The sequence below is a fragment of the Aphanizomenon sp. UHCC 0183 genome (assembly GCF_009712065.1).
Classification (GTDB): Bacteria; Cyanobacteriota; Cyanobacteriia; order Cyanobacteriales; family Nostocaceae; genus Dolichospermum; species Dolichospermum heterosporum.
This window is the reverse complement of the sequence record NZ_VILC01000050.1, coordinates 8,788-25,760: the sequence shown is the minus strand read 5'-3', so window position 1 is coordinate 25,760 and position 16,973 is coordinate 8,788. Positions and strand designations below refer to the sequence as shown.

Genomic DNA, 16,973 nt, shown 5'->3' with positions numbered 1-16,973 from the left:
TGAGATGATATTTTTAATGAAATGCCTACACAATAGGACTTTCAATGATTTTGAACCAGGTTTTCCATAAAAATAACCGAAGAACCTAATTTTCTAGAATCAATTCCTTGAAATAACATTTCTGCATCTTGCAAAAATGGTTCTCGCTCTAACAAGTAATCTAAGTAGGTGAGTGTTGAAAATTGTCGTTATGGCAAGGCAAAAGGCAAAAGGCAAGAGGCAAGAGGCAAGAGGCAAGAGTGAAGAGGCAAGAGTGAAGAGGCGAGAGTGAAGAGGGTTTGGGCGATTTTACATTTCTTTACACAGTTTGGTTTTATTGTGTTCACCTACTTAAAATAATATTAGTATCAATGAGAATTTTCATTAAAGATACTTCTCCACTCGATGTTCTTCTAACATTGCTTTTATCTGTTCATCGGTTGGTGCTGGTTGATTGGTTTTTAATAAACCTTTCATTTGTTTAATAATGCTAGTCAGTTCTGATTTTTGACTGGGTTGATTTTGCAATGATTCAATGATTGCACGGACGAGTTCTAAGCGATCGCTTTCTGGTAGTTGAAAGGCTTGCTCTTTCAGTTTTTGTAGGGACATAGAGGTTATTTTACTACGATTTAGGTTTAATCTCAAATTCCAGTTGGGAACGATAGAAAGAAACATCAAATTCCATAAAAAAGTTAGTTTGTCCCAAAATTAAGGGTGCATTTGGTTTACTCACCCATGCAAAAGCCAATCTAACTGAGGGAAATTCACCTATTTCAGCATTTGCGAAAAATGGCATTGCTGCTTGACTGATATTACCTGCTAATTGGATAATGGCTTTGCTTTCATCCCATACTCCGCCTAATTGAAGACCTATTTCATAAGGTAAAACGTTGATAGTCGCACCACTATCTACTAAACCAATTGCTTCTACTATTTGATCTCCTCGACGCAAAACTAATAGAACTCTTGGTAAACTATCAAATTCGTTTTGGCTGGGGTGGCTTGTTGAATACTTAAACCGCATAAAATTTAATCATTATAAATTGATTGATTTAGTGCTTCCATGAGAATTTCTCCTGCACCAAAGTTATTATAAGGCGTTGGTAGGTGATATGTTTTAAAGGGTTCTAATGGAGAAATGTCTTCAGCAGTGTCCAAATCTTCTGCAAGGATGCGAATTAATTTGAGTTTTTCTGGTGCTGAAAGTTGTTTAATTGACGGAAGTAACTCGGTTAATGTCATATTTTCCTACTGGATGTGTTTGAGATATGTAGAGTCAGAATTATCTTATTCTATTTTATCTAATAGCGATACCTTCGGTGCGCTTCGCTATCGCACTCCCCAGAATCATCCTACAAGCGATTCCCACGGAGCGCTTCGCTATCGCACTCCCCAGAATCATCCTACAAGCGATCGCATTTCCAAAATCACACAAGCACTGATTTATCAGATTCCTCATGTTATTTAAGCTGACTTAAAATATAAAACCTATGTCTAATCTAAGTAGTCATAACTTAAGTGGTACTGATTTAAGAAATGCCGACCTCAGAAAAGCTGACTTAAGTGATGCTGACCTAAGTAATGCCGATTTAAGGTGCGCTGATTTAAGTGGTGCTAATTTGATTGGTATATATTTAAGAAATGCTGATTTGAGTGATGCTAATTTAAGTAGTGCTAATTTAAATGGTGCTAATTTAGATTTAGCAATTTTAACTGGTACGCTAATTGATAACGAGACAAAATTAGATCATAAATGGTATCTAGTCTGGGAATTGATTAATAAAAAATCAAAACCTAGAGAAGAGAAATATGAGCAACTTTCTTTATTTAAACTTAATTCATCTTATAATGATTATCGTTTATGTAGAGATTTAAGTAATTCTTGCCTGAAAAATTTAGACCTCACAAGGTTAAATTTAAGTTTTTCTATTTTATATCTTGCTGATTGTAAAAATACTAATTTTACAAATACTAACTTATATTGTGCTAATTTTCACAGTGCTGATTTAAGAGGGGCAAATTTTACTAATGCTGATTTACGATATGCAATTTTAATAGAAGCTAATTTAGAAGGAGCAGATTTTACTAATGCTGATTTACGATATATAAATTTATATGGAGTAGACTTAACTTATTCTAAAACAGAAGGAGCAAAATTTACAACATTTGATGATATATCATGTTCTTGGAATCAATTAAATGATGAAAAATTTGAAGAGCTTTGCTACGATATTCTGATAAAACAACATAATTTAAAGTTAACTGATATATGCAAAATGGGTAACTCTCGCTCTCGTGATGGTGGTAGAGATATTGTATTTGAACGTACAGATATTAATAAAAAGCCTATCAAATGGATAGCTCAGTGCAAATTAAAAAGTGATAAGGGATCTCTTGGAAGTTCAAAAGTTCCAAATATTCGTGATATGTTAGATCAATATAATGCAGAAGGTTTTTGTATACTTACTAGTGGCATAATTGACGCTACATTACATGATAAACTGGATACCCTGAAGGAAGATAAAGGTTTTGAAGTAGAACGATGGTCATATTTAGAAATAGAACGCTTCTTAGCAGAACATCCAGAAATTAAAGCAAGATATTTTCAAGATTAATAGGTCGTTTCTTCCTCATCTAAATCAAGAAAAAGTGCCTCAGCATTCATGACTAAATCTTCATCAGATAAGGGCGAAAAATCTAAATCAACTGTCCGCTTTAAAATCTCTAATACCAAATCTAACCGTTCTGATTCTGTCAAACGGTCGAATTTATTCAGAAGTTCTTGTACTAAAGCAGTCATAGCCTTTTTCCTATATATCAAAGTATCATAACACGGGTTTGAAAAGGAAATTTTGTCAACTTATTTCAATGATACATTTATTTTTGAGCAGTTTGGGAAATATCCTCAAACTGCCAAAAAATATATTATACTAACTTTCCTCACTACTCAATCTTTGTAACAACTCTTCACGGGATAAATTACCCAAAGAAAGAAGTAACTGAGTTGGTGTTAATTTAGCCAAAAAGTGAGATACTAGAAAAAAAATTATTTCCCTTATTCACATAACAAGACCCTTATTCACATAACAACAAATGGAAAAAGTACAATTGTTTGGTATGCCTGCTGAGAAAGGGCGATGGCTACTGATACCTCTAAGTATCACTATCCTGCTGTGCTTGGGTACAGTTTATTCTTGGAGTATTTTTAGAAAACCTTTAGAAAAACTTCTCAATGTAGGTGCCACTGATAGCCTGTTGCCATTTACTGTGCTGTTGGTTGTCTTCGCAATTTTAATGCCAATCACTGGCTTTTATATCAATCGTTTTGATACTCGTCTGATTACAGGTGTTGGTGGGTTAATTACGGCATTAGGTTATATTCTCTCTAGTTTGGGTGGCAATATTTCCACACTAACTATTACCTATGGTGTAATTGCTGGTATGGGTGTGGGTATCACTTACGGTGTACCGTTGGCTGTGGTAGCTAAGTGGTTTCCCGATAAAAAAGGTTTGGCTGTTGGTGCTACTGTGATTGGGTTTGGTTTGTCACCTTTAATTACTGCACCCTTGGCAAAGTTTCTAATAGATGCTTTTGGAGTTCGGCAAACTTTTGTAATTTTAGGTATTGCTTTTGCAGCTATTATTACCGCTATTTCTACTGTCCTCACAACTCCTCCCCAAGGTTGGCAACCGGAAGGATGGACTCCACCTGTAGCTGTTCAAGCAAATTCCCATACTAAAACTTCAGGATCAATTCTTCAGACTTCCAGTTTTTATGGCTTATGGTTTTGTTATACCATTGGTTCTTTTGCCGGACTGGCAGCTATTGGTATTTCTAGTCCTCTAGCACAGGAAATTATTAAATTGGATGCAGCAACAGCCGCAAATACAGTCTCCCTGTTCGCTGTCTTTAATGGTGCGGGGCGGTTATTTTTTGGGTGGTTCACGGACAAATTTACGCCAAAGTTAGCGGCAATTGTTTCCTTTGTTTTCATTTTGATTGCCTCGATTATGATGCTGAGTGCTGGAAAGGGAAGTGTACTCACTTATATAGTCGCTTTTTCACTATTTTACTTGGCTTTGGGGGGTTGGTTAGCGATCGCTCCTACTTCCACTTTAATCATATTTCAACCCCAAGACTACGCCAAAAATTACGGTATTGTCTTCACTGCTTACGGTATGGGGGCTTTGGGTGGAACTTTATTAGCTGGCAAAATTAGAGACATTTTCGGCAGTTACACTAATTTCTTTTATCCAACTGCGGGATTAGCAATTGTGGGAATTATCTTGGCTGTATTCACGCTGAAACGCAATTCTACCAGTGCCGATTTAGTAACATAATTTGTTCGTTTTCGATATCCCCTCTTGGCTTGTGCTTTCCACAATTTATATTGGGAAAGTACCCACCTTCCTATATCAGTTTATTACTGATAACCCATAATTAGATTTTAGATCCCCGACTTCTTCAAGAAATCGGGGGTCTTGTTGATTCTAAATTCTTGCGCCAGTCCGCTAAAATTTCTAACAAATTCTCTCGAAAAGGGTTATTTTCTGGTAATTCAGTTAATTCCTCTACCGCTCTTTTTTGTGTTCCTCCTTTCCCCAAAACTCTCAACCATAATGTATCCTCATTTTCTGGTAATTGATGAATAACAACTATTGCTGTTTTCAGAATATTCGGCAGAAAATAAACACCTTCAATCCAATCTTCTACAATTTCATTTGCACCTAAACCCGCAATCATCCGAGATGAAAAAGTTGGTGTTAAAATCCATAAAATCAGTAATTCTGATTCAGTAATATTTCTGTTTTCGCGTTTTGCTTTCCTAACTACATCACCATAAACAGCATATAATTTAAGTAAACAACTACGAATTTCTATTTCCGATGGTGGATTGCGAAAATGGTCAAATAAACATTGATTTTTTGCCATCTTCCCTAATAAACCTAAAGGGAGATTTTCCTGAATTTGAGCAGAAAATGGTTCAAACCAAACATCAATTTCTTGAACTTCACTTTTAACCTTTTCGCTTTTTTTAATTGTTCCTAAAGGTGTTAATAATTCCTCTAGATATTCCTTAGCGAATTGATCATGAGATTGTCGAGTCATTTAATTATATCAAAAATAATGGTACAATATTCTTTATGAAAATCACTAATTAACTCAATGAACGAATTATTAACTCGTATTACACAAATACCTGGTCAATGTGGGGGTCGTCCTTGCATTCGCGGAATGAGAATTAGAGTTAGCGACATTTTAGAAATGTTAGCAGAAAATGTCAGCGTTAGCGAAATTTTAGAAGACTTTCCTGATTTAGAAGCGGAAGATATCCAAGCTTGTCTTGTGTTTGCTGCACGACGGACTGATTTTGTGCGGTTGACAGCATGAAAATTTGGATTGATGCACAGTTACCACCAACATTGGCAATTTGGGTAACAGATACTTTTGCTATAGAAGCATTTTCATTAAGAGATATTGGTTTACGTGATGCTAAAGATATCGAAATTTTTGAATCTGCAAAAATCGCTAATGTCATAATCATGACTAAAGATAGTGATTTTGTTGATTTGGTTTGTCGGTTAGGAATACCTCCTCAAATTCTTTGGTTAACTTGTGGAAATGTGACGAATCGCAATTTGCGTCAACTTCTGAGAATTACTTTACCTGATGCTTTGGAACAATTACGGCAAGGAGAAATGATTGTGGAAATTAGTAATAGTCGGTAAATAATTACTTTATCTCAAAGCGATACCTTCGGTGCGCTTCGCTATCGCACTCCTCAAAATCATCCTATAAGCGATCGCACTTCCCAAAATCTCACCATAAGCGATTCCTACGGAGTGCTTCGCTATCGCACAATCACTGATTTGTCAGTTTATAAATTTTCTCAAAGCTGAGTTAAGAAATAAACCCTGCCTATAAAAACGACAATTAATGTTTAAAATATTGTGTTTTATTACTTAAACTCAAATGCAAAAAAAATAAATATTATTCGCTTTCCCTATTTTCACCTTCCTCTATTTCAACTTCTTCTAAAGACTGTCCATGACTACTTAGCAAATTCCAAATATCACGATAAAAGAAATTATCAATAGTTTGAATATGTTGAGAGATCAATCCATCTGTAATCATGTTTGGGCGAATATCACAGTAATATACACCATCAAGTGGATTTAATTTGATAGTGTAAGCTTTGAAGTGTCCTGGCAAAAACGTTGCGTTAATCCCATAGCGATTTTGTTGCTTTGTTTTCTTTCTTTGTACATCATTTAAAAAAATTGCAATGTGAGGTAAATCAGTGCTAGTTAGCTTGTTATATAAAAACTTATCTACAAAAATTTTATCAATACGGTCTTTACTTGAAGTTTTAACCGAACCAATAATCTTGAGTTCATTGTCTTCACTAATCAATAAGTCATGTTGATAGGTTGTATTAAACAAAATTACTCCGTTATCGTCTCTAATAGGCACTTGTATTGTTCCAGAAACACAATCTATATTGAGATATGCAATAAGCAGACGAATTAGACGCTCAAAAAGATCCCCATTAACTTTACGAGCTTGGTTAGACTTTCCAGAAGGTAAAGCATCTAGTGTAGCACCAATAGTCTGCTGGAGCGTATAGATTGTACAGATTAAAACCTGCCGTAACGATTCCTCTGGCAACTGTCTATCTCTCAACTGCTCAATAACTTGCAAAAACTGATTATAAGCAATCTCAAATATTCCAGCATCATACATTAAGTTAGTATTGATTGGGCGAGTTATATTGTAATGACCATCATTTGTATATTGATAAAATTGGTAATGATTTTCATTTTGTGAAACTATTCTAGCTTGTAAGCCATTGGCTATAAATTCTAGATAGTTTCTGCAAAAGGAAATGTAGTTTTGGATAGTCTGAAAATTTTCTTTGTCCACTACATGATTTACTAAATCTTCTAACCTCATCGAATAGACTCCCTGCGTTCTGAATTTTTGCGATCAAAGGCGATCCATTCTTCCTTGGTCATGCGGCGGACATTTGCTAATCTTTGAATTGCCCAATTATTATACTCAATATTGAGATCACATCCCATCCAACGACGGTTAAGTTGTTCTGCAACTACAATAGTTGTTCCCGATCCTGAAAATGGATCAATAATCAAATCTCCTTCGTGAGATGATGCAAGAACAAATTTTCTTAATAATTCTTCTGGCTTTTGAGTTGGATGAGGTGTTGTTTCACCCATCCCGTTACAAGTAGTAGGAATTTCTATTACATCTTTAGGTTTTGCACCTTTTGGGTTAGGTGTCCAGTTATTATGTTTTTTAGTTTTACCTTTTCCATAAGCACTTGTTTCTGCTTGGGGATGAGAGGGATACTTTAATGTATGTGCGCCATAAGGAATTCGCACATCGTCAATATTAATTTTCGCTTGATCTGATTTACGAAAATGAATAATACTTTCATGTGATCGTCCCCAATTACTACCTAAATTAGCCTTGTTTTTATAGTGCCAAATTAACCAACGACAATTTTTGAAATATTTGGATACTGAATATTTTAAATCAGCTAAGATTTCGGAAAAACCACAAACGTAAAGAGATCCAGTAGACTTGAGAATACGTGAAGCTTGACTAATCCATTGAATTGACCACTCGATATATTGTTCTTGGTTCTCAAAATTATCCCATTCAGCTTTTTTAATGTTATAAGGTGGGTCAGCAAAAACTAGATCAACGCTTTCTGAATCAAGAGATGCCAGCCAATCTAGCGAATTACCTTGATAAATTTGTCCGTGAGGATGGGTATATTGTAGTTGGAATCCTTCTGTTAGTGGTAGTAATTTTGGTTCACTAATTTGTGCCTCTACAACTCCAAGATTTAGAGACTGTTGTATTACATTTAATGCATTATTAGAATTGCTCAATCTCATCTATCCTCACAAATTTAATAAACAGTATTAAAAATTACTCAACGCATCAGCAGTTTGGGAAACCTCCTCAAACTGCCAAAAAATATACTATCCTAAACTGCCTCATTACTCAATCTTTGCAACAATTCGTCACGCGATAAATTACTCAAAGAAAGAAGTAATTGAGTTTTCAGAATATTCGGCAGAAAATAAACACCTTGAACCCAATCTTCTGCAATTTCAGTTGCACCTAAACCCGCAATCGTCCGAGATGAAAAAGTTGGTGTTAAAATCCATAAAATCGGTAAATCTGATTCAGCAATATTTCTGTTTTCGCGTTTTGCTTTCCTAACTACATCGCCATGAACAGCATATAATTTAAGTAAACAACTGCGAATTTCTATTTCTGATGGTGGATTGCGAAAAGGCTCAAATAAACATTGAGTTTTTGCCATCTTCCCTAATAAACCCAAAGGTAGATTTTCCTGATTTTGATCAGAAAAGGGTTCAAACCAAACATCAATTTCTTGAACTTCACTTTTAACCTTTTCGCTTTTTTTAATTGTTCCTAAAGGTGTTAATAATTCCTCTAGATATTCCTTAGCGAATTGATCATGAGATTGTCGAGTCATTTGATTATATCAAAAATTACACTAAACATGAAAAATATTGTATAATAATTATTATACTACCGAAAGCATAGTTTGAAAAGTGGTTTACCCCCACAAGTTAAACTAATTGACAAAAACCAGCAGCAATTCAAAAATTAGATTATAATTGTCGAATAGGAAGAATAAAAATGGTAAGAATATGAATACGATAGAAGAAATAATCATCAAAGTACCATCAAATATTGCTGAAGCTTATCGTCGCAGCACTAAGGAAGAACAGGAACAAATTCAGCTAAAGTTAGCATTAATTATGGAGTCAAATTTATTGAAAAATAGTAAAGAAGCACTTCAAAAACTTAGAAACACAATGGATAAAGCTAGTCAAGAGGCACAAGCTAATGGTTTAACTCCTGAAATTTTAGAATCTATTTTGCAAGATGATAAATAAACGCCGTTTTGTATTTGATACAAATGTTTTCGTAAGTGCATTTTTATTTAGTCAAAGTAAACCACGTCAGGCATTAGATAAAGCTCAAGATGTAGGTATTATCTTGTTAAGTGCTGCTGTTTTTGCCGAATTATAAGAAGTTTTATCAAGACCAAAATTCAACCGTTATATTACATTAGAAAGACGGAGGGAATTAATAGATAATTTAGTAGAAACTATCGAGTTTATTAATGTTACTGAACAAATCAGTGAATGTCGAGATCCTAAAGATAATGATTATACTTTTAATAGTAGTTTACATCCTCTAAAAATTAAACTAATGTTACAGTCAATCGAAGGCATTTACAAAGACGGGAAAATTGAGCTAACAGAAACGCCAACAGGCATAAATACAGCGCGAGTAATTGTAACTTTTCTCGATGCAAATACTTCTGTAGATTTGTCATCTCGCGGAATTAATGAAGAACAATCCGCAAAATTAAGAGCTAGATTACAATGTTTTGCTCAAGATTGGGAACAACCAGAAATGGAAGTTTACGATGCCTTATAATCGTGGTTCAGTAGTGCTGGTATTGTTCCCAGACTCAAACTTAAAAACTGCTAAACGTCGTCCTGCTTTAGTTGTTCAATCTAACAATATTGGTACTGGTTTATCGCAAACTATTATAGCTATGGTTACCAGTAATGTTTCCCATGCTGGACACCCTAGTAGAGTATTTGTGAATATAGCAATACCAGAAGGAAAACAAACGGGATTAATTACTGATTCTGTTATTATGACAGACAATCTAGCAACTGTTTTAGATACAGAAATTGATAAAGTTATTGGTTTTTGATCAGAAATGTCTTTAGTAGATGCAGCACTCAGACATACATTAGAAATTTAACTTGGTGTTTTTTCTAAAATAGCGTTTCTGCATCTTGTAAAAATGACGATCTAACAAATCACCTAAAATAATGTTAATTAACTATTATAATTCTTATTAAATAGTTTTTTAGCCTGTTCATAAACTTCAAAAGTGATTAGAAATATACTATTCTCTTGAGCATAATTTTCAATCTTTTTACGAGCAAAAGGACGCACAAAAAAAGGAATATCTTTGAGTTTAACTTCAGCTTCAGCAGTCCATTTAATTTGTTCACTCATGGATTTTTAGGGTTTAATTTTGATGTTCTCAGATCCCCGACTTCTTGGAGAAGTCAGGGATCTTGTTATTTAGTGCTTAACCTTGCGCTACAGGTTCTTTAGCCAAAAACTTCTCCAACTCAGTTAAAGCATCAGCATCAACTTTAGTCTGCATTGGACAGAACTTAGGTCCACACATTGAACAAAACTCAGCAGTTTTATAGATATCTGCCGGTAAAGTTTCGTCGTGATATTCCTTCGCTCTTTCGGGGTCTAAAGATAACTCAAATTGACGATTCCAGTCGAAATTATAGCGAGCTTTAGAAAGTTCATCATCTCTATCTCTAGCACCAGGGCGATGTCTCGCAATATCCGCAGCATGAGCCGCAATTTTATACGCAATTAAGCCATTCCGCACATCTTCAGCATCAGGTAAACCTAAATGTTCTTTAGGTGTCACATAACATAACATTGCTGTTCCATACCAGCCCGCCATAGCTGCCCCAATAGCTGAGGTAATATGATCATAACCAGGGGCAATATCTGTCACCAAAGGACCGAGAACATAGAAAGGAGCTTCCGAACACTCTTCCATTTGTTTACGGACATTGAATTCAATTTGATCCATAGGAACGTGACCAGGACCTTCCACCATGACTTGCACATCATGTTCCCAGGCTTTGCGGGTGAGATTTCCCAGAGTTTTCAGTTCCGCCAACTGGGCTTCATCTGAGGCATCATGGGTACATCCGGGGCGCAGGGAGTCGCCCAAACTGAAAGAAACATCATATCTTTTGAAAATCTCAATGATGTCGTTAAAATGGGTATAGAGGGGGTTTTGTTTGTGGTGATGCAACATCCACCGCGCCAAAATTCCGCCACCACGAGAAACAATCCCTGTCAGACGGCTTCTAACTAAAGGTAGATGTTCAATCAAAATTCCCGCGTGGATAGTTTGATAGTCTACCCCTTGCTGGGCGTGTTTTTCGATGATGTGGAGAAAATCGTCAGCGGTGAGATTTTCGATAGTGCCGTGAACGCTTTCTAAAGCTTGGTAAACTGGAACTGTACCAATGGGAACAGGTGAAGCATTGATAATTGCGGTACGAATTTCATCTAAATTACCGCCACCTGTGGACAAATCCATCACGGTATCAGCACCGTATTTTACCGCCAGGTTGAGTTTATCAACTTCTTCCTGCAAGTTAGAAGAGTTGGGAGAAGCACCGATATTGGCGTTAACTTTACAACTAGAAGCGATACCAATGGCCATCGGTTCTAAGTTAGTATGATTAATATTCGCAGGGATAATCATCCGTCCCCGTGCCACTTCGGCGCGGATAAGTTCAGCAGGCAGCTTTTCCCGCTTTGCTACATAATCCATTTCTTCAGTAATCACACCCTGACGAGCGTAGTGCATTTGCGATACGTTAGCTTGTCCACGTCGCTTGGCTACCCATTCTGTCCGCATATTACAATCCTCAAATAAACAGCTTCCCTCCGCTGGTATTATCCAGACTCAGGTGTTAAGGGTTTGATCTCAGCTTGGTTTCCCAAGCACCCCTAGCATGGTGTAGATTGTAGCATTTTGGTGATGATTGGAGGGAGGGGGATGATAAATCGTGAAGATATGGGGAAAGGAGGATTTGTAGTTGGTTACACAAACCGTCTAGGGTTGAAACCCCAGGCTAATAGCGAAAGTCCGTTAAAACGGACTCAAATCTTTTCTTTTTTCAGTCGTCTTGAGACGACTTTTGTTATTAGCCTTGCACTTCAGTGCTAGGCGGGTAAGTTAGCAATAGTTTCTAATTAAGGCTTTAGCATTTTCGCGTTTTTCGCCTGTGAATAAATTAAATATTACTTCTTCATTTTGTTAGTAAAGATGTAACAATGAATACGAACCACAGAGACGCAGAGGACACGGAGGTAAGAGGTTTGGTAGAGGTGATAATTGGGTTAATTTGGTAATTAGTTGTTTTTGCAAGGATTATATGATGAAAACGAACCGCAGAGGCGCAGAGGACGCAGAGGGAAGAGAGTTAGGAGAGGAGATGAGTTGGCTTACAGGGGAGGTTATTGGGGCTGCTATTGAGGTACACCGGGTTTTAGGTCCTGGGTTTTTGGAGGAGGTGTATAAGGAGGCACTGGTTGTTGAATTTATGATTCGGGGTATACATCATGAGGTTGAGAAGTCAATAAGCTTGACATATAAAGGACATGATGTAGGTAGAGGTAGATTAGATTTTTTAGTTGCAGACTGTTTAGTTGTAGAATTAAAAGCTGTGCAAACCCTAGCCCCCATTCACGAAGCTCAACTTCTCTCCTACCTCAAAATAACCAAGCGCACTTTAGGACTCCTCATCAACTTTAACGTTCCCCTCCTCAAAGACGGTATCAAACGCATAGCCCTCTCTCTCTAACTCTTCCCTCTGTGTACTCTGCGCCTCTGCGGTTCGTTAATTCCTCCATAACCGCATCAACACACCGAAAATCATGTATTTTTGTAAATGTGGCGAAAACCTCCGGCAATATCGCTAAACAAAGATCACAAACTGCGATAATTTAAGAACAGCTTTTGGATTCATCCATGTACCGTGAGACAACCGGGAACTTATCCACCACTGGATAAAAGCTTGGGTAATTATTCGTGACAAAGACATGAGTAAATGCGAACTGTTAAACCTGTGATTAGGTCAATCGAAAATAGGTAAGTTTAAACCAAGAATCCCCAGCCTGTAAAGGTTTGGGAATGTCTGAAAAAATTTAAAAAAGCTTTGGTAACTAATTCTTAGGTGAACTATGGCACAACGGACTAAGTTAGGAGATATTCTCAGACCCTTAAATGCTGAGTATGGTAAAGTGTCTCCAGGTTGGGGAACAACACCTTTAATGGGTGTGTTTATGGGTTTATTTTTGGTATTTCTGCTAATTATCCTGCAAGTTTATAACAAGTCTCTGTTAATTCAGGACGTGCTTGTTGATTGGCGCAGTTTAGGCGGCTAATGGCTATCCAGTCATCAAGCTGATAATTAGCATCTATCCTAATACTATTCGGTTAAGGAAATGTAGGTTGGGTTGAGCGACAGCAAAACCCAACATGATCGAGAATTTTGTTGGGTAACATACGTCAACCCAACCTACGATATAACGACTTTTTACCCTGAACCGAGCAGTATAAAACTTTACCTAGCTTGTCCCAGTTTTTTCATTATTCAAAAAAAATGCCTAAAAATAGCGATAAAATTAATCTAGATCCCAAAGCTATAAGGTAGTTGTGGCGGTTTTTCTGTATACAGGAGAGAAGAATGAATATATTTGGTATCGGCTTACCAGAAATGGGTGTCATTATGGTAGTTGCATTATTAATCTTTGGACCGAAGAAGTTACCAGAAATTGGGCGCAGTTTGGGGAAAACGATTCGCAGTTTTCAAGAGGCCTCTAATGAATTTCAAAGCGAGTTCAAAAAAGAATCTGAACAATTAAAAGAAACTGTGCAAACAACCGCTGAATTAGAGCATAAACATATTGAAGCTGGAAAAACCCAGTCAGAAAACGTACAAGGATGAAAGATGAAGAAGTAAAACCAACGGCTGTGGTGATTCCCCAGCTAATTGTCGGACTGGGAAACCCAGAGCCTAAATATGACCAAACTCGTCATAATATTGGCTTTGCAGCTATAGATACCCTAGCTCGGGCTTGGCAAATTTCTCTAGCTGAAAATCGCAAGTTTCAAGGAGATTTTGGTGAAGGGAATGCAGCCGGTAAGGGTAAAGTCCGCTTGCTTAAACCCTTAACCTATATGAATCTTTCAGGACAAGCTATTCAAGCTGTGACAAATTGGTACAAAATACCGCCTGAATCAGTATTAGTAATTTATGATGATTTAGATTTACCTTTGGGCAAAACTCGCTTACGTTTATCCGGTTCTGCGGGTGGACATAATGGCATGAAAAGCATTATTTCTCATCTAAATACCCAAAATTTCCCCAGATTGCGAATTGGCATAGGTAAACCAAAGGGCGCAATAGATGGAGATAATTCTCATACTGTTTCTCATGTTTTGGGACGATTTTCCGCTGCTGAGAATAAAGTTATGTCTCAGGTTTTAAACTTTGTTGTTGAGTGTGGAGAATTTAGTTTCAAACAGGGAGTAGAAAAGGCAATGAATCTTTGCAATACCCAGAATTTTACTGGTATTGATTCTTGATGAGGGGTTGCTTGTTCAGAGGAGGAGTTAGGAATCCTGACTCCTGACTTCCGGGACAATGTGCGATTAGTTAAATTTTGTAATATTCTATAAATATGGCTTTCATAATATGTATCTAAATTTATGGACTTAGAACCCGCTACGGTGCTTGGAATTGCCTTTTGCTCGGCATTGGTTGCTATTACTGGTATGGCAATTTATACATCTTTTGGACCTCCAAGTCAGGAATTAGATGATCCTTTTGATGATCACGATGATTAATAGGGTTATTAATTTAACATGATGGATCATGGTGGGCAATGCCCACCCTAATGAGCTAGGATGTATATAAATTTGATTTACTTACTTTTTGTTTCAGCATAAGCCGCATAAACACTCTTGACATTATACCAATTCAAGAAAATCCGGGCAATTTCCAAAGCCAATTGCGGTTTACCAATATTAATTACCCATTGTAAGAACGGAGACATAGTTCTTTCATTCAATAATCCATTTACAGAAAGAATCCCCCATAATAGACGATGAAACCAGGTCATTTGAATCATCATTTTTACTTCCCAAGTAGGATGTTTTTGATAAAACAAAACTCCCATGCGTCCCCGTTGAATTTCTTGATCAATTAACTTAGGAATTTGCTGTAAACTAAATGGTGGATGCCAGTGATACCCAACAGCTTCAGGACATTTAATTAATTTTAAACCCAAGTTTTTTAACCTAACACCTAATTCTAAATCTTCCCAACCATAAAGTTGAAAACCATTATCAAATAACCCAGCCTCTTCTAACCAATGTTTGGGAATAGCCACGTTACCCGTAGCAAAGAAAGCAGCAGAAAAATCTGTAATTTTATAAGGTTCAGCCGTAGGATTGGCGAAGTTACAAGTATTAATTACAGCACCATAAGTGAAAAAGCGATCGCATTGTGTACCGGAGGTATCGCTCCTTAATTTCTCCCTTCCCTGTACCAAAGCATTTGTATGAGCTTGGAGGAAATTAGACAAAACCACTAAGTCACTATCAATAAAAATAATTGTGTCACCTTGCGCTTTTTCCACCCCTAAATTTCGCGCTGCTGCTGGACCTGCATGATTTTGTTCAAAACAGCGGACGTGGGGAAACTCATCTTTATGTAATGCTAACCAATTTAAAGTACCATCAGTAGAACCATCATCTACTAACACAACTTCATAGTCTTCTATATAAGTTTTATTGCTAAACTCCTGACTCTCCAAAGCGCGGAGGCACTTTTCCAAAATTGGTAACCGATTATATGTAGGAATGACAATACTAAAAAACACAGTTGCACCCAAAAAACTATTACCCATATTTAGGATAAAACAAATATAGCAAAGTCACGGTTGCATAAAAAAATATACGCTAGGCAAGTCAGATATAATAATGACTCATTCTTTGTTTTCCTAAGTGGAGAAATTCATGGGTCGCGCTAAAAAGGTTGTTCTAGCATATTCTGGTGGAGTTGATACTTCTGTTTGCATTCCCTATCTCAAGCAAGAGTGGGGAGTAGAGGAGATAATTACCCTAGCAGCAGATTTAGGTCAGGGAGATGAATTAGAACCAGTTCGAGAAAAAGCTCTTAAATCCGGTGCAAGTGAATCCTTGGTAGCGGATGTTAAGGATATATTTGTTAAAGACTACGCATTTCCGGCGATTCAAGCCAATGCGCTCTATGAAAACCGCTATCCTCTTGGTACAGCCCTGGCTCGTCCCTTGATTGCTAAGATACTGGTAGAGGCGGCTGCAAAATATGGTGCAGATGCGATCGCTCATGGTTGTACGGGCAAAGGTAATGACCAAGTACGCTTTGATGTTTCCTGTACAGCCCTCAACCCTAACCTGAAAATTCTAGCACCAGCCAGAGAATGGGGCATGAGTCGGGAGCAAACCATCGCCTATGGTGAGAAATTTGGTATTCCTGCACCCGTGAAAAAATCTTCTCCTTTCAGTATAGATAAAAACTTGCTAGGTCGCAGTATTGAAGCTGGTACATTAGAAGATCCAGCAAACGAGCCACCGGAAGAAATCTATGAAATGACCAAAGCCATAGCTGATACTCCCAATGAACCGGAATATCTAGAAATTGGTTTCCAAAAAGGGCTTCCTACCACTATCAATGGCACATCAAAAGAGCCTGTTGAGTTAATTGAACAACTCAATAAAATCGTGGGAAATCATGGTATTGGGCGGATTGACATGATTGAAAACCGCTTAGTAGGCATCAAATCACGGGAAATCTACGAATCACCAGCCATGATAGTTCTGATTAACGCCCACCGTGACTTAGAAAGCCTCACCTTAACAGCAGATGTCACTCAGTACAAACGAGGCATAGAAGAAACCTATACCAAAATTGTATACAACGGACTTTGGTATAGTCCACTCAAAGCAGCATTAGATGCCTTTATTCAACAAACACAAGAAAGAGTTTCCGGTGTAGTGCGGTTAAAACTTTTCAAAGGTAACGCCGTCATAGTTGGGCGCTGGAGTGACAATACTCTTTACACTCCCGATTTAGCCACTTACGGCGCAGAAGATCAATTTGATCACAAAGCCGCAGAAGGCTTTATCTACGTTTGGGGACTACCTACCCGCATTTGGGCGCAGGGCAACAAGTAAAGGGTAGGGGGAGTAGGGGGAGTAGGGGGAGTAGGGGAGTAGGGGAGTAGGGGAGTAGGGGGG

General features: G+C 37.3%; 25 protein-coding genes, 1 pseudogene and 1 riboswitch. Of the genes and pseudogenes, 15 read left to right on the top strand and 11 right to left on the bottom strand.

Translation table 11 applies throughout. The features are described 5' to 3' along the window. Positions 1 to 363: 363 nt before the first annotated feature. From FJR37_RS16915 to FJR37_RS16905, 3 genes are read right to left on the bottom strand one after another with little or no spacing between them, the layout of a single operon-like run. The gene (locus FJR37_RS16915; RefSeq protein WP_039203253.1) at positions 364 to 591 is read right to left on the bottom strand and encodes a hypothetical protein; all 228 of its coding nucleotides are present in this window, start codon (positions 589 to 591) and stop codon (positions 364 to 366) included. Between the two features lie 13 nt (positions 592 to 604). After that, positions 605 to 1,006: a hypothetical protein gene (locus FJR37_RS16910; RefSeq protein WP_039203254.1), complete on the bottom strand. Its 402-nt coding sequence runs from the start codon at positions 1,004 to 1,006 to the stop codon at positions 605 to 607. Between the two features lie 5 nt (positions 1,007 to 1,011). Further along, positions 1,012 to 1,224, bottom strand: coding sequence for a hypothetical protein (locus FJR37_RS16905; protein ID WP_027402869.1), 213 nt, complete (start codon positions 1,222 to 1,224; stop codon positions 1,012 to 1,014). A 19-nt stretch (positions 1,225 to 1,243) separates the two neighbouring features. Between FJR37_RS16905 and FJR37_RS16900 the strand changes: the two genes are divergently transcribed. After that, a complete protein-coding gene (locus FJR37_RS16900) occupies positions 1,244 to 1,450 on the top strand; it encodes a hypothetical protein (RefSeq protein ID WP_168466592.1) in 207 nt (68 codons plus the stop codon). A gap of 22 nt (positions 1,451 to 1,472) precedes the next feature. Then, a complete protein-coding gene (locus tag FJR37_RS16895; RefSeq protein ID WP_052150084.1) occupies positions 1,473 to 2,597 on the top strand; it encodes a pentapeptide repeat-containing protein in 1,125 nt (374 codons plus the stop codon). On the opposite strand, the gene FJR37_RS16890 is transcribed toward FJR37_RS16895, so the two are convergent. Further along, positions 2,594 to 2,782 carry a hypothetical protein gene (locus FJR37_RS16890; RefSeq protein WP_039203257.1) on the bottom strand — a complete coding sequence of 63 codons (189 nt, stop codon included), beginning with the start codon at positions 2,780 to 2,782 and terminating at the stop codon, positions 2,594 to 2,596. The genes FJR37_RS16895 and FJR37_RS16890 overlap by 4 nt on opposite strands. Before the next feature lie 293 nt (positions 2,783 to 3,075). On the opposite strand from FJR37_RS16890, the gene FJR37_RS16885 reads away from it, so the two are divergent. Then, complete coding sequence (locus FJR37_RS16885) at positions 3,076 to 4,323, top strand: OFA family MFS transporter (RefSeq protein ID WP_039203258.1); 1,248 nt, start codon at positions 3,076 to 3,078, stop codon at positions 4,321 to 4,323. 148 nt (positions 4,324 to 4,471) lie between these two features. Here the strand turns inward: FJR37_RS16885 and FJR37_RS16880 are convergent. After that, positions 4,472 to 5,092: pseudogene (locus tag FJR37_RS16880) on the bottom strand (hypothetical protein); the annotation flags it as partial. Positions 5,093 to 5,149: 57 nt separating this feature from the next. Between FJR37_RS16880 and FJR37_RS16875 the strand changes: the two are divergent. Continuing rightward, a complete protein-coding gene (locus FJR37_RS16875) occupies positions 5,150 to 5,374 on the top strand; it encodes a DUF433 domain-containing protein (protein ID WP_174763442.1) in 225 nt (74 codons plus the stop codon). Further along, positions 5,371 to 5,712 carry a DUF5615 family PIN-like protein gene (locus tag FJR37_RS16870; protein WP_039203262.1) on the top strand — a complete coding sequence of 114 codons (342 nt, stop codon included), beginning with the start codon at positions 5,371 to 5,373 and terminating at the stop codon, positions 5,710 to 5,712. The genes FJR37_RS16875 and FJR37_RS16870 overlap by 4 nt, the downstream gene beginning before the upstream one ends. A gap of 262 nt (positions 5,713 to 5,974) precedes the next feature. Here FJR37_RS16870 and FJR37_RS16865 read toward each other — a convergent pair whose 3' ends face one another. From FJR37_RS16865 to FJR37_RS16855, 3 genes are all read right to left on the bottom strand, one after another. Continuing rightward, positions 5,975 to 6,937: a hypothetical protein gene (locus tag FJR37_RS16865; RefSeq protein WP_039204745.1), complete on the bottom strand. Its 963-nt coding sequence runs from the start codon at positions 6,935 to 6,937 to the stop codon at positions 5,975 to 5,977. After that, positions 6,934 to 7,899 carry a site-specific DNA-methyltransferase gene (locus FJR37_RS16860; protein WP_235335243.1) on the bottom strand — a complete coding sequence of 322 codons (966 nt, stop codon included), beginning with the start codon at positions 7,897 to 7,899 and terminating at the stop codon, positions 6,934 to 6,936. Before FJR37_RS16860 ends, FJR37_RS16865 begins: the two co-directional genes overlap by 4 nt. A gap of 98 nt (positions 7,900 to 7,997) precedes the next feature. Beyond that, on the bottom strand, positions 7,998 to 8,516 hold the full coding sequence (locus tag FJR37_RS16855; protein WP_371416129.1) for a hypothetical protein: 519 nt from the start codon (positions 8,514 to 8,516) through the stop codon (positions 7,998 to 8,000). Between the two features lie 178 nt (positions 8,517 to 8,694). Here FJR37_RS16855 and FJR37_RS16850 point away from each other — a divergent pair, with 178 nt between their 5' ends. From FJR37_RS16850 to FJR37_RS16835, 4 genes are all read left to right on the top strand, one after another. Then, positions 8,695 to 8,943 (top strand): hypothetical protein, encoded by a 249-nt coding sequence (locus FJR37_RS16850; RefSeq protein WP_039203265.1) that lies wholly within the window; start codon positions 8,695 to 8,697, stop codon positions 8,941 to 8,943. Further along, positions 8,933 to 9,079, top strand: coding sequence for a hypothetical protein (locus tag FJR37_RS16845; protein ID WP_174763440.1), 147 nt, complete (start codon positions 8,933 to 8,935; stop codon positions 9,077 to 9,079). The genes FJR37_RS16850 and FJR37_RS16845 overlap by 11 nt, the downstream gene beginning before the upstream one ends. Before the next feature lie 183 nt (positions 9,080 to 9,262). Beyond that, positions 9,263 to 9,493, top strand: coding sequence for a hypothetical protein (locus FJR37_RS16840; protein ID WP_039203280.1), 231 nt, complete (start codon positions 9,263 to 9,265; stop codon positions 9,491 to 9,493). Further along, complete coding sequence (locus FJR37_RS16835; protein ID WP_168466591.1) at positions 9,483 to 9,779, top strand: type II toxin-antitoxin system PemK/MazF family toxin; 297 nt, start codon at positions 9,483 to 9,485, stop codon at positions 9,777 to 9,779. The genes FJR37_RS16840 and FJR37_RS16835 overlap by 11 nt, the downstream gene beginning before the upstream one ends. Positions 9,780 to 9,907: 128 nt before the next feature. Here the strand turns inward: FJR37_RS16835 and FJR37_RS16830 are convergent, their stop codons facing one another. Continuing rightward, complete coding sequence (locus FJR37_RS16830) at positions 9,908 to 10,090, bottom strand: PCP reductase family protein (RefSeq protein WP_168466590.1); 183 nt, start codon at positions 10,088 to 10,090, stop codon at positions 9,908 to 9,910. A gap of 76 nt (positions 10,091 to 10,166) precedes the next feature. Beyond that, complete coding sequence (gene thiC / locus FJR37_RS16825) at positions 10,167 to 11,540, bottom strand: phosphomethylpyrimidine synthase (protein ID WP_168466589.1); 1,374 nt, start codon at positions 11,538 to 11,540, stop codon at positions 10,167 to 10,169. A gap of 7 nt (positions 11,541 to 11,547) precedes the next feature. Next, positions 11,548 to 11,644, bottom strand: a riboswitch (TPP riboswitch). A 419-nt stretch (positions 11,645 to 12,063) separates the two neighbouring features. Here thiC and FJR37_RS16820 point away from each other — a divergent pair. From FJR37_RS16820 to psbN, 5 genes are all read left to right on the top strand, one after another. Continuing rightward, the gene (locus tag FJR37_RS16820; RefSeq protein ID WP_015078232.1) at positions 12,064 to 12,489 is read left to right on the top strand and encodes a GxxExxY protein; all 426 of its coding nucleotides are present in this window, start codon (positions 12,064 to 12,066) and stop codon (positions 12,487 to 12,489) included. A gap of 379 nt (positions 12,490 to 12,868) precedes the next feature. Beyond that, positions 12,869 to 13,072, top strand: coding sequence for a photosystem II reaction center phosphoprotein PsbH (gene psbH / locus FJR37_RS16815; protein ID WP_015078233.1), 204 nt, complete (start codon positions 12,869 to 12,871; stop codon positions 13,070 to 13,072). A 302-nt stretch (positions 13,073 to 13,374) separates the two neighbouring features. Then, positions 13,375 to 13,635 (top strand): TatA/E family twin arginine-targeting protein translocase, encoded by a 261-nt coding sequence (locus tag FJR37_RS16810; RefSeq protein WP_015078234.1) that lies wholly within the window; start codon positions 13,375 to 13,377, stop codon positions 13,633 to 13,635. Continuing rightward, complete coding sequence (pth, locus tag FJR37_RS16805; RefSeq protein WP_168466588.1) at positions 13,632 to 14,276, top strand: aminoacyl-tRNA hydrolase; 645 nt, start codon at positions 13,632 to 13,634, stop codon at positions 14,274 to 14,276. Before FJR37_RS16810 ends, pth begins: the two co-directional genes overlap by 4 nt. 123 nt (positions 14,277 to 14,399) lie before the next feature. Next, entirely contained in the window at positions 14,400 to 14,537 is a 138-nt protein-coding gene (gene psbN, locus FJR37_RS16800; RefSeq protein ID WP_027402855.1) for a photosystem II reaction center protein PsbN, read from the top strand. 77 nt (positions 14,538 to 14,614) lie between these two features. On the opposite strand, the gene FJR37_RS16795 is transcribed toward psbN, so the two are convergent. Next, entirely contained in the window at positions 14,615 to 15,601 is a 987-nt protein-coding gene (locus tag FJR37_RS16795) for a glycosyltransferase family 2 protein (protein ID WP_053541047.1), read from the bottom strand. A 109-nt stretch (positions 15,602 to 15,710) separates the two neighbouring features. Between FJR37_RS16795 and FJR37_RS16790 the strand changes: the two genes are divergently transcribed. After that, positions 15,711 to 16,910 carry an argininosuccinate synthase gene (locus FJR37_RS16790; protein WP_053541048.1) on the top strand — a complete coding sequence of 400 codons (1,200 nt, stop codon included), beginning with the start codon at positions 15,711 to 15,713 and terminating at the stop codon, positions 16,908 to 16,910. The last annotated feature ends 63 nt before the right edge of the window (positions 16,911 to 16,973 follow it).